Here is a 10602-nt window from a genome sequence, read left to right as displayed (position 1 = left end):
AGCCCGGGCAGTACGACGAGGCATTCCTGGACGTCTGGACGCCCGAGGTCGCGCCGCGCGTCACCCTGCTGCGCGAGAGCGGTTGCGTGGTGCGCTGCCTCGGCGACGTCGTCCTCGAACGCGCGACGGTGCCCACGATCGGCATCACGGGGACGGCCGGCAAGACCACGGCCGCGGCGTTCCTCACGTACTTCCTGCGCACGGCCGGCGTCACGGTCCACGCGAGCACGACGGCCCGTGCCGCGAACCTCTGGCCGACCGCCGAGCTGCTGCCGCCGCCGTCGGACGGAGTCGTCGTGATGGAGCTGACGAGCTCGCACCTGTGCTTCACGACGCGCAGCCCCTCCATCGCCGTGATCACGTGCCTCTGGCCCGACCATCTCGAGCTCCACGGCTCGCTCGAGCACTATCTCGAGGCGAAGGCCGCGATCGTCGACCGGCAGCGCGCAGACGACGCCGTCGTTGTCAACGAGAGCGACCCCCAGGCGACCGCGATCGCGGACCGCTCCGCGGGACGGAGGTTCGGCTTCTCGACGACCGGCGAGGTCGAGGCGGGCGCGTTCGTCCACGGCAAGGAGGTCGTGCTGCGCGGCCCCTTCGGCGAGCGTTCCTTCCGCGTTCCACCGAGCCTCGACGCACCGCGCCTCCAGGCGTTGCTCGCGGCCGCCGCGACGGCGTTCGTGGCCGGCGCGCTTCCCGAGACGGTGCTGCCGCCTGAGTCGCCGCCACACCGCGCGACGCCCGTCGGCCGGCTCGGCGAGACCGAGCTCGTCGACGACGGCATGGCTGCGACCCCTTCGAAGACGGCGGCGGCACTCGAGGCGTACGGCGACGACTCGGTCGTGCTCGTCGCCGGCGGGGAGCTGGAGCAGGCGGGCCTCGCCGTCCACACTTCGCCCGAGGAGCAGGCGCTGCTCGAGCACGCGTGTGCCGAGGCCGCTCGAGTCGCGCGTCTCGTCGTCCTCTTCGGCCCGGCCGCGGCGCGACTCGCCAGGTTCTTCGACCGTCGTCGGACAATCCTTGCGCCGAGCCTCGACGACGCGATCGCGGTCGCCTCGACGCACGCGGCCGACGCCAAGGTCCTCGTCGTCTCACCGATGTTTCCGCTTCCGCTCGCCGACCGCGAGCGGATCACCCCGGCCCTCGAGCAGCTCGCAGCGGCCGGGAATAGCGTCTAGACCCTCCGCGTTAGTTGCTGTAACAACTATTATGTGCGCAATAAAAGGCGCACCGACGCGGGAGGAAAGCACGTGAGCAATACCATCGAGACCTCGGTTGTCCCTGCAGGCACCTGGGCGATCGACCCGACGCACTCGTCCGTCGGCTTCACCGTCGTGTACATGGGCGTCGCGCCGTTCCAGGGCGCGTTCCGCACGTTCGAGGCCAGCCTCGACCAGGACGGCCTCCGCGGAGTCGCGCAGGCGGCGAGCATCGACGTCGACAACGAGCAGCTCGCCGAGCACCTCGCCTCGCCGGACTTCTTCGAGGTGGCGACGTATCCCGAGCTCTCGTTCGAGGCCGGTCCGGCCTCGCGCGAAGGCGACAAGGTCACCTTCGAGGGCGTTCTCGAGGTGAAGGGGAACCGCGCGCCGATCACGTTGACCGGCACGATCACCGACCCCGTCTCGGATCCGTGGGGGAACAGCAAGGTCGGCCTCCGGCTCGCAGGCTCGGTCGACAAGAACGCGGTCGGGCTGACGTGGAACGCGCCGCTCCCGGAGGGCGGCTCGATGCTGGCCGACGAGGTCGCCCTCGAGGCCACGCTCGTCTTCGTCCAGGCCGCAGGGAACGAGTCGTAATGACGATCCTCGGTCTCGCCGGCAGTCTCCGTGCGGGCTCGCTCAACGCGCAGCTCCTTCGCCTCGCGGCGGAGGAGCTGCCGGAGGGCGTCGAGCTCGAGATCTACGACGGGCTCGCCGACATCCCCGCGTACGACGAAGATCTCCAGGGCTTCGTCCCCGACTCGGTTGCCGCCCTGAAGGACGCCATCGCCGAGGCGGACGCAATCCTGGTCGTGACCCCCGAGTACAACGGCTCGATTCCAGGATTCCTGAAGAACGCGCTCGACTGGGTTTCGCGTCCGATCGCGGAGTCGCCGATGCGCGGCAAGCCCGTCGCGGTGATCGGCGCCAGCCCCGGCCAGTTCGGGGCGATCTGGGCGCAGCGGGAGCTCAAGAAGGTGCTCGGCATCATGAGCGCACGCGTGCTCGACGCCGAGCTCGCCGTGGCCAAGGCCGACCGGCGGCTCGCGGATCCCGACCCCGTCCTCCGCGAGGAGCTGACGGCAGTGGTCGACGCGCTCGTCGCCGCGACCGTCCCCGAGGTCGAAGCGGCGTTCGCCTAGCCGGATCCGGCTCCGCCGGATCCGGCCTGTGCGACACTCGCTGTCGTGCGCGTGACCATGCTCCTCGCGGACTTCGCCCAGGTGTCCGACGGCAAGCTGACGGTGGTCGGCGGCGGCTGGTCGCTGACCGGCCCCGATCCTGTCCCGTTCGGGATCGCAATCCTGATCCGCGTCCCGTGGGACCAGGCGAACCAGCGGCACGTGATGCGGCTCGAGCTTCTGGACGCCGACGGGATCGCGGTCGAGATGGACACGGACGACGGGTCGCAGCCGGTGGTGTTCTTCGACGACCTTCCCTTCGAGGTCGGCCGGCCGGCCGGGCTCAAGCCGGGTACGCCGCTCGACTTCCCGGTGGCCATCAACTCCGGCCCGCTGCCGCTCGAGCCGGGCCGCTACGAGTGGCGTCTCACGATCGACGGCGAGGCCGACGACGACTGGCGCCTGCCGTTCTCCGTCCGGCTCGAGGAAGAGGACGCGATTCTTTAGTGACTCGTGCCGGCCTGCCGGCCGCGGACGAGCTGCGTCAGGCCCCACGCCGAGACGATCGCCCAGACGAGCTCGAGCAGGAAGAAGCCCCACTGGTCCTGCCGCCACGCGTCGACGGTGAGAATCGCCGACCCCACGAGGTTGACGACGAGGTACCAGAGCGACCGCGGGTCGAGGAGCCGGAACTGCGCGAGCACGAAGCCGGAGAGGATGAGGAGCGCGCCGATGACCTGGACGACCTGGTGCACGAGAGACCTCCTGGAAGGGCTGTGGCGTTCGCGTCGTCGTCCTGACCGGGTACGACGCGCCTCGTCCGGGGGGCCGCCGCCGCTGCCAGGATACCGAGGTGGGGTCTCACCGTCTTCTTCCCGCGCTGCTCGTCGTCGCGTTCGCCGCCGCGCTCGCCGGGCTCGGGACGGGACGTGCTCCCGCGGCCGCACCCGCGGGTCTCGACCGGCTCGTCGGCGTCCGCCTGGTTGTCGGGATCGACGGTACGACCGCCTCGCCGTCGCTGCTCGCCCGAATCCGAGCGGGGCGGATCGGCGGCGTGATCCTCATGGGCCACAACGTCCGGTCGGCGCCGCAGGTGCGCGCGCTGACGGCGTCGCTCCGGGCCGCCGCGCGGGCCGGAGGCCGGCGGCTTCTGATCATGACCGATCAGGAGGGGGGCCTCTCTCGGCGATTCCGCTGGGCGCCACCGGCGGCTTCCGCGGAGGAGCTCGGCCGGCTGACGGAGGGCGCGGTCCGCACCCGAGCCCGGGCGACCGCGCAGGCGCTCGAGCGGCTCGGCGTCGACGTCGACCTCGCACCGGTCGCGGACGTCCCGGGGGTCGAGGGCTCGTTCATCGCGGGACAGCGGCGCGGCTTCTCGACGATTCCCGCTCGCGCGGCGAAGGACGTGACAGCGTTCTCCGCGGGGCTGCTCGACGGCGGCGTCGCGCCGACCCTGAAGCACTTCCCGGGCCTCGGTCTCGCGACGGTCTCGACGGACGATGCGGCCGTCACGATCGACGCGCGGGTAGAGGCACTGGCTCCGGGGCTCGTGCCGTACCGGCGCGCGATCGCCGCCGGGGTCGTGCCGCTCGTGATGGTGGCGAACGCCTCCTACACGGCCTACGGGGCCCGGCCCGCCGCCTGGTCGCCGAGCGTGCTTCGTCTCCTGCAGGGGCTCGGCTTCACCGGCGTCACGATCACCGACGCGCTCGAGCCGCTCGCGACGACCCACGACGTCTCGCTCGCGACCGCCGCGATCCGCGCCGCGCGTGCCGGCGTCGACCTCCTACTCTTCGTCGGCTCCGAGCGGTCGACCGACGACGTCTACGCCGCGCTGTTGGCCGAGGCGCGTGCCGGGCGTCTCTCGCGCCCGGCGCTGCAACGGAGCGCGGCCCGGATCGACGAGCTCGCCGCGACGTACGCGGGCTAGTCTCCGCGCCGTGCCACGGCTGGGAGACACCGTGACGAGCGCCGTGCTCTACGGGCGGAGCGCACTGCGCATCGCGCGCCGGCGCCGCCGGCTCGGCTCCGAGGAGCGCGTCGTCTTCGTCGTCGGCTCGCCGCGCTCCGGCACGACCTTCACGGGCCGTGCGCTCGGCTTGCTCCCCGGGTTCGTCGATCTCGACGAGGTGCAGCCCTGGAAGGCGGCGATCCCGGAGCTCCTGGGCGTTCCGGACGAGGTCGCCGCGGCGAGGCTCCGGCGGGTGCTCGAGCGCGTCCGCACGCTCGGGCTCGCCCGCGGGCTGCGCGGAGTCGAGCAGACGCCGGAGACGAGCTTTGTCCTGCACGCGGCGCTCCGCGCGTACCCGGAGGCGCTCGCTGTGCACGTGATCCGCGACGGGCGCGACGTCGCGACGTCGCTGCTCGAGCGCGGCTGGCTCAGTGCGGAACGGGCCGGCGCCGACGACGCGGGCTTGCCGTTCGGCGCCCACGCCCGGTTCTGGGTCGAGCCGGGCCGCGAAGCCGAGTTCGCCTCGGTCTCCGACGCGACACGCGTCGCATGGGCATGGCGCCGCTACGTGACGGCCGCGGGATCCGTGCCCGACCGCACGATCGAGGTTCGCTACGAGCAGCTCGTCTCGGACCCGGCCGCTGCCGCCGCACCCGTCGCGGCGAGACTCGGAGTCGAGCCGGCCCTCGTGACGGCCGCGTTTGCCGAGGCGCACGACACGTCGGCGGGGCGCTGGCGCCGCGATCTGACGCCGGAGCAGCTCGTCGACGTCGAGCGCGAGGCCGGCGAGGCGCTCGTCGCGCTCGGCTACGAGCTCGGCGACTGACGATCAGCCGGCCGCCGGCTCCGCCACCGGCGCGAGACCGAGCCGCTCGAGCTCGGCCATGACGAGCGCGACCGACTCGTCGGGCGTGAGGGCGACGGTGTCGGCCACGACCTCGGCGTCGTCGGGCTCCTCGTAGGGATCGTCGACGCCGGTGAACTGCGTGATCTCGCCCGCGAAGGCCTTTGCGTAGAGGCCCTTCGCGTCGCGGCGGGCGCACTCCTCGACCGAAGCCTTGACCCATACCTCGACGAAGGGGCCCTGCTCCTCGACGAGCGCGCGCACCGTCTTCCGCGTCGCGTCGTAGGGCGAGATCGCCGCGACGACCACCGCGGCGCCGTGGCGTGTGAGGCGCGAGGCGACCCAGCCGATCCGCTCGATGTTCGTGTCCCGATCCTCGTGCGAGTACCCGAGGCCCTTCGAAAGATGGGTGCGCACGATGTCGCCGTCGAGCACCTCGACGTGGAGACCGCGGCGCTCGAGCTCGGCGGCGACCGCGTGGCCGATCGTCGTCTTGCCGGCCCCGGAGAGCCCGGTCAGCCAGACGGTGAATCCTCCTTCGGTGCTCGATGCCACGGCGGAGTGGTACCAGAGGCGGCACGCGGGCTGTCCGCGGAAGGATGGACGACCGGCACGGAGGGCCGCCAACCCGAGCTGAGGACGGCGACGAGCGACGGCGGCGTGATCAGAGTCGCAGCCCCCGTGGGCCTGGGCACGCGGCCCGCGTATCCCGAGGGCGACCAGTGCAGCAGTTCCTTCCGGAGAACCAGCATCGGCGACCCGTCCTGGAGGACGAACGCTCCTTCCGGGAGGTCGTCGAATCGCGCGTGATGGAGGCGGCGCGAGCGACCGGCCGTGTCCCACCGTTCGCCGTGCAGCCTCCTGTCGATCGTGTCGGCGCCGCGCTCACCGTGGAGGTCGAGCCACAGCGCCGCGAACCGGTCGTAGTCCTCGCGTCGGCACTCGGCGCACGGGCGGTGACCGGCCGCGAGCGCCGTCGCCTCGTCGAGGAAGAAGAGCTCCGTGAAGCGCCCGGGACGCATGAGCGGCGTACGGCGGCGACCGCGGAACTCCAGGCGGCACGCGATCCAGCGCCTCACCTGGTACGGCCGGCGGATGCGGCCGTCGGCGTCGTGCAGGCAGCCACGGTTGCCGTAGACGAGGCCGCGGGCGGGATCCGCGACCAGTTCTCCGAGCGGACTCACTCGGTTCCGCAGCGGCATCCGCTCGTACGGTACTCGTCGTAACCCCGAGGCAACCTTGGCGCGACTAGCGTCCGATCATCGACTGGACGCTCTTCCATACGATCAACACCGGCGTGGCGACACGCGACTGGCTCGAGGACCCGACCTCGGCGCTCGCAGGGCTCGTCGTTCCCCTCTACGCCCTTGCCACCGTGGGTCTCTGGCTTCTCGCGCGGCCGTACGGGAACCCGCGGTGGAAGCTGGCGTCCGCCTCGGCTCTCGTCGCGGCGGGCGTCGCCTTGCTGACGAACCAGGCGATCGCCCATCTGTGGGAGCGGCCGCGTCCCTTCGCATCCCATCCGGCGCTGACGCACGTCCTCGGCGCGCGCACGACCGACCCGTCGTTCCCGAGCGATCACGCGGCTGCAGCCTTCGCGATCGCCTTCGCAGTGTTCGCCTTCTCTCGGCGTGCGGGAACGCTCTTCCTCGCCGCCGCGACGGTCATCGGCCTTTCCCGGATTGCCCTCGGCATGCACTACCCGAGCGACGTCCTCGCGGGGATGCTCGTCGGGCTCGGCTCCGCGCTGCTCGTCACGCACGCCGGGCGGCCGTGGATCGTTCGACTCGTCGCGCTCGTCAGCCGCGTCACCGATCCGTTGCTCCGGCCGGTCTGGAACCGCGTCCGGGGCGTTTCCCCGCGTACTTGACGTCTACAACGCGCGCGCGAGCGCCGACCGCCAGGCCGTGCGCAGGGCCGCTGCCTCGTCGTGACGCATCCGCGGCTCGTAGCTCGTGCCCGCGGGGATCAGGCGTCTGACCTCGGCCGGGCCCCGCCACACCCCGACCCCGAGTCCCGCGAGCGCGGCGGCGCCGAGCGCGGTCGCCTCGCTCTCCGCGGAGACGTGCACCTCGCTTCCCAGGAGATCGGCCTGGAACTGCATCAGGAACCGGTTCGCGGTCGCCCCGCCGTCCGCTCGGAGCAGGTCGAGGCGAAGCGGCAGCGCGTCGACCACGTCTGCGACCTGGTGCGCGATCGCCTCGAGCGCGGCGCGGACGACGTGCGCCCGGTTCGTCCCGCGGGTGAGGCCGGTGATGAGGCCGCGGGCGTCCGGTCGCCACTGCGGTGAGCCGAGGCCGGTGAGCGCGGGCACGAAGTGGACGCCCTCCGTCGACTCGACCTCCGCGGCGAGGCGCTCGCTCTCCGCTGCGTCACCGATCAGCCCGAGCCCGTCGCGCAGCCACTCGAGGGCCGCCCCGCCGACGAGCACGGCGCCTTCGGCTGCCATCTGCCGCGGAGCGCCGGGCGTGACGGCCACCGCCGTGCGCAGGACGCCCTCGCCGACCGGCCCTGTCGTCTCGCCGAGATTGACGAGGACGAACGTCCCCGTTCCGTAGGTCACCTTCGCCTGCCCGGCGGCGTGGCACCCCTGGCCGAAGAGCGCCGCCTGCTGGTCGCCGGCGATCCCCGCGATCGGCACCGAGGCGCCGAGAAGCGTCCCCTCGGCGACCACTCCCGAGGACGCGACGACCGAGGGCAGAATCGACCGCTCGACCCCGAACGCCCCGAGCAGCTCGTCGTCCCACTCGCCGCTCGCGAGGTCGAGCAGCATCGTCCGTGAGGCGTTCGTGAGGTCGGTGGCGTGCGTCGAGCCACCCGTCAGCTTCCACACGAGCCACGCGTCGACCGTCCCGAAGGCGAGCTCGGTCTGCGGCACGTCGCAGCGCCGCAGAAGCCACTCGAGTTTCGTCGCCGAGAAGTAGGGGTCGGGCACGAGCCCCGTCCGCTCGCGTACGAGCTCTGCCGGAAGCTCCGCGCAGCGCGCCGCCGTGCGCCGGTCCTGCCACACGATCGCGGGGCCGACGGGCCGACCCGCCCGCCGTTCCCAGACGATGGTCGTCTCGCGCTGGTTCGCGATGCCGATCGCGCGCAGCTCCGACGCAGCGATGCCGGCGTCGTCGAGCGCCTCTCGCGCTCCGTCCTCGACGCTCCGCCAGATCTCCTCCGGATCGTGCTCGACCCAGCCGGGCCGCGGGAAGTGCTGCGTGATCTCCCGGTAGCCGCGTCCGACCGGCCGCAGCGACTCGTCGACGACGAGGCACGTCGTTCCGGTCGTTCCCTGGTCGATCGCGAGAATCACGAGGCGTGTGAGCGTACGCATCCGTATCCTCGGTGTCGACATCTCGCCGTCTGCGGAGAGGAAGGACGATGAACGGGGAGTTCGCGCTCGACACGCCCGTCGTTCGGAACTTCGTCGGCGAGGTGCAGACGACGGTGGCTACCGCAGGCTCGCCGGTCGAGGCGTGTGACGCGATCCGGCCGCGCTTCGCGGAGCTGCTGGCCGATCCGAGCTGGCTTCCGGCCGAGTACCAGGCTCCAGCGCCCGAGAGCGGGATGGGAGGCGGCATCGGCCAATGGCTCCTCTTCCGCGCCGACGACGCGGCGTTGTCGCTCTTCTCGCTCGTCGTGCCGGCCGCATCCGAGACGCCCATCCACGATCACCTCGCCTGGGGGTTGGTCGGCCTGTATCGCGGGGAGCAGGATGAGGAGATCTACGTCCAGCGCGACGGAGCCCTCGAGCTCGTGGAGCGGCGGTCGCTGCGCGCGGGCGACTTCTACTCGTTGATCCCGCCGCGCGACGACATCCACCGCGTGCGGACGACGTCGGCCGAGACCTCCGTCTCCATCCACTTGCTGACGAACGACACGGGCTGCGTCTGGCGGCACGCCTTCGATCCGCGGTCCGGCGAGACGACGCCGTTCCGCTCGGGCTACGTCAACGTGGCCTGCGACGAATAGCGCCGGACCTCCGGCTTCGCTCGTCGGCGGACGGAGTGCGTCTTGGCGAATCTTTCCCGAATCTTGGCCCGGCCCCACGATCGCCGCTCCTAGGCTCGACGGAGAAGTCCAACCCCAGGAGGCGACAATGATCAGCGACCCGCATCGCGCCATCATCGTGATAGGAGCCGAGGAGCCGACCGAAGCGCTCCTCGCGGAAGCCGAGAGATACGAGGAGGTCTTCGTCGTCGCGCGCAGGGTCCCCGACCCGGGCGACCGGTGGGTCGTCGACGACGACCGGGCCGAGGCGGCGGCTCGCGGACGGCTCGCCCGAGCGGTCGCTCGTCTACGCGGCCGCGGTGTGCGCGCCGTCGGCGCGATCGGCGACGAGGACCCGGGCTCTGCACGCGAGGACGCTCGTGCGGCGTTCCCGACGGCCGTCGCCCTCCCGAGCTAGGAGTTCTGGTCCGGGTCGGGCGCCTCGCGCGGGTCTTCTCCGTCGTCGGCGTCTTCGGACGGCTCGCCCGTCGTGTCGGGCTCGTCGCCGGCGGGGTAGTCCTGCTTCGTCCCTCCGTAGCCGTGCTCCCCGGGGTCCTGCGGCCTCTCCGGCGTCGACATCAGCGCCTCCTGTCGGTCGATCGGTCGGTTCAGATGTGAAGCACGAGCCACGTCGCACCGATCGCGCCCGCGATGCAGATCGCCAGCTGCCAGAGAAATGCGGCGCTCGGCGGATGCCGCCGTTTGCGACCGCCTTCGAGCACGTTCACCTGGAGTCCGATGTCCGTGGGACGGACGGGCCCCGGCCGGCATCGGCCAGGCAGACAGCGAGCTCGAGCGGTGTGAGCTGCGGCCATTCCGCGGTGACGTCGAGCTCTTGCTCGTCCGGCTCGGCGCGAGCTGCTCGCTCGTCGACGGGCCCCATCGCACCAACGTTCACTTCGTCGTCTCGCATCGCCCCATCCCCCGGTCACCGTGGAGCAAGATCGGTACCCGTTTCTCGGCCGGCGCAATCCCCGCCGTTCCGGGCGAGCGAGCAGAATCGGCGGCATGACGGCCGAGCGCGCTGGAGGCGTCCTGCTGATCGTCGGCTCCGCGGTGTTCTTCGTCGGGGCGGCGATCGGCGTGCCCGGCGTGTTCACGCAGACCGACCCGCAGGTCGGAAGTGGGGCTTTGCTGGCCGCCTCGTGCTGGGCGTTGGCCGTCGGAGCAGTTTCGTGGGGATGGTCCCTCTACCTCCGGGGCACGCGTGTGTCCGACTTCGCGTTCGGGACGCTTCCCAGCTGGCCGTTCGCAACGTATGTGCTGGTCACGATCGCCGGAATCGCGCTACTTGCTCTCGGTCTTCTGACGGGGGACTTCCCGGTCTGGCTCGGGTGGGTCACGCTTGCCGCCGGTGCTGTCTTCCTCGTCGGCTACCTGCGCTTCCGAGACATCCCGCCGTTCGTCTTCTACGTGCTGCTGACCGTGGTCGGCGTGGCCGTTCTCTGACCTTCTCAGGCCGTGCGCAGCGCGTCGACCGTCGCCGTCTCGACGAGACCGGCGACG

General features: G+C 71.8%; 15 protein-coding genes and 1 riboswitch. Of the genes, 10 read left to right on the top strand and 5 right to left on the bottom strand.

Features of this window, described 5'->3' with window-relative positions; genetic code table 11:
• The 4 genes from VNM44_RS13395 to VNM44_RS13380 form a co-directional block, all read left to right on the top strand.
• A partial coding sequence (locus VNM44_RS13395; protein ID WP_325626390.1) for a Mur ligase family protein occupies positions 1-1178 on the top strand: 1178 nt, incomplete at its 5' end.
• Positions 1179-1250: 72 nt separating this feature from the next.
• Positions 1251-1799 carry a YceI family protein gene (locus VNM44_RS13390; protein WP_325626389.1) on the top strand — a complete coding sequence of 183 codons (549 nt, stop codon included), beginning with the start codon at positions 1251-1253 and terminating at the stop codon, positions 1797-1799.
• On the top strand, positions 1799-2344 hold the full coding sequence (locus VNM44_RS13385; protein WP_325626388.1) for an NAD(P)H-dependent oxidoreductase: 546 nt from the start codon (positions 1799-1801) through the stop codon (positions 2342-2344). Before VNM44_RS13390 ends, VNM44_RS13385 begins: the two co-directional genes overlap by 1 nt.
• A 45-nt stretch (positions 2345-2389) precedes the next feature.
• Complete coding sequence (locus VNM44_RS13380; RefSeq protein ID WP_325626387.1) at positions 2390-2830, top strand: DUF6941 family protein; 441 nt, start codon at positions 2390-2392, stop codon at positions 2828-2830.
• On the opposite strand, the gene VNM44_RS13375 is transcribed toward VNM44_RS13380, so the two are convergent.
• Entirely contained in the window at positions 2827-3078 is a 252-nt protein-coding gene (locus VNM44_RS13375) for a CBU_0592 family membrane protein (protein WP_325626386.1), read from the bottom strand. The two genes, VNM44_RS13380 and VNM44_RS13375, sit on opposite strands and share 4 nt — an antisense overlap.
• Before the next feature lie 27 nt (positions 3079-3105).
• Positions 3106-3170, bottom strand: a riboswitch (guanidine-III (ykkC-III) riboswitch).
• Between the two features lie 6 nt (positions 3171-3176).
• On the opposite strand from VNM44_RS13375, the gene VNM44_RS13370 reads away from it, so the two are divergent.
• Positions 3177-4253: a glycoside hydrolase family 3 N-terminal domain-containing protein gene (locus tag VNM44_RS13370; protein WP_325626385.1), complete on the top strand. Its 1077-nt coding sequence runs from the start codon at positions 3177-3179 to the stop codon at positions 4251-4253.
• Between the two features lie 10 nt (positions 4254-4263).
• Positions 4264-5100 carry a sulfotransferase gene (locus tag VNM44_RS13365; RefSeq protein WP_325626384.1) on the top strand — a complete coding sequence of 279 codons (837 nt, stop codon included), beginning with the start codon at positions 4264-4266 and terminating at the stop codon, positions 5098-5100.
• A 3-nt stretch (positions 5101-5103) separates the two neighbouring features.
• Here the strand turns inward: VNM44_RS13365 and cysC are convergent, their stop codons facing one another.
• Positions 5104-5673: an adenylyl-sulfate kinase gene (cysC, locus tag VNM44_RS13360; RefSeq protein WP_325626383.1), complete on the bottom strand. Its 570-nt coding sequence runs from the start codon at positions 5671-5673 to the stop codon at positions 5104-5106.
• Positions 5634-6320: a hypothetical protein gene (locus VNM44_RS13355; RefSeq protein ID WP_325626382.1), complete on the bottom strand. Its 687-nt coding sequence runs from the start codon at positions 6318-6320 to the stop codon at positions 5634-5636. The genes cysC and VNM44_RS13355 overlap by 40 nt, the downstream gene beginning before the upstream one ends.
• Before the next feature lie 95 nt (positions 6321-6415).
• Here VNM44_RS13355 and VNM44_RS13350 point away from each other — a divergent pair, with 95 nt between their 5' ends.
• Positions 6416-6988, top strand: a complete 573-nt coding sequence (locus tag VNM44_RS13350) for a phosphatase PAP2 family protein (RefSeq protein ID WP_325626381.1) — start codon at positions 6416-6418, stop codon at positions 6986-6988.
• Between the two features lie 3 nt (positions 6989-6991).
• On the opposite strand, the gene VNM44_RS13345 is transcribed toward VNM44_RS13350, so the two are convergent.
• Complete coding sequence (locus tag VNM44_RS13345; protein WP_325626380.1) at positions 6992-8440, bottom strand: glycerol kinase GlpK; 1449 nt, start codon at positions 8438-8440, stop codon at positions 6992-6994.
• 47 nt (positions 8441-8487) lie between these two features.
• Here VNM44_RS13345 and VNM44_RS13340 point away from each other — a divergent pair, with 47 nt between their 5' ends.
• Positions 8488-9078: a hypothetical protein gene (locus VNM44_RS13340; RefSeq protein ID WP_325626379.1), complete on the top strand. Its 591-nt coding sequence runs from the start codon at positions 8488-8490 to the stop codon at positions 9076-9078.
• Positions 9079-9205: 127 nt separating this feature from the next.
• Entirely contained in the window at positions 9206-9514 is a 309-nt protein-coding gene (locus VNM44_RS13335; RefSeq protein ID WP_325626378.1) for a hypothetical protein, read from the top strand.
• On the opposite strand, the gene VNM44_RS13330 is transcribed toward VNM44_RS13335, so the two are convergent.
• A complete protein-coding gene (locus tag VNM44_RS13330) occupies positions 9511-9675 on the bottom strand; it encodes a hypothetical protein (protein ID WP_325626377.1) in 165 nt (54 codons plus the stop codon). The genes VNM44_RS13335 and VNM44_RS13330 overlap by 4 nt on opposite strands.
• Positions 9676-10104: 429 nt before the next feature.
• Between VNM44_RS13330 and VNM44_RS13325 the strand changes: the two genes are divergently transcribed.
• The gene (locus VNM44_RS13325; protein WP_325626376.1) at positions 10105-10545 is read left to right on the top strand and encodes a hypothetical protein; all 441 of its coding nucleotides are present in this window, start codon (positions 10105-10107) and stop codon (positions 10543-10545) included.
• The last annotated feature ends 57 nt before the right edge of the window (positions 10546-10602 follow it).

Origin of the sequence: Gaiella sp. (assembly GCF_035558935.1) — a bacterium.
GTDB lineage: Bacteria > Actinomycetota > Thermoleophilia > Gaiellales > Gaiellaceae > Gaiella.
Note: the sequence above shows the minus strand (reverse complement) of the source record. Positions and strands in the feature narration are given on the sequence as shown.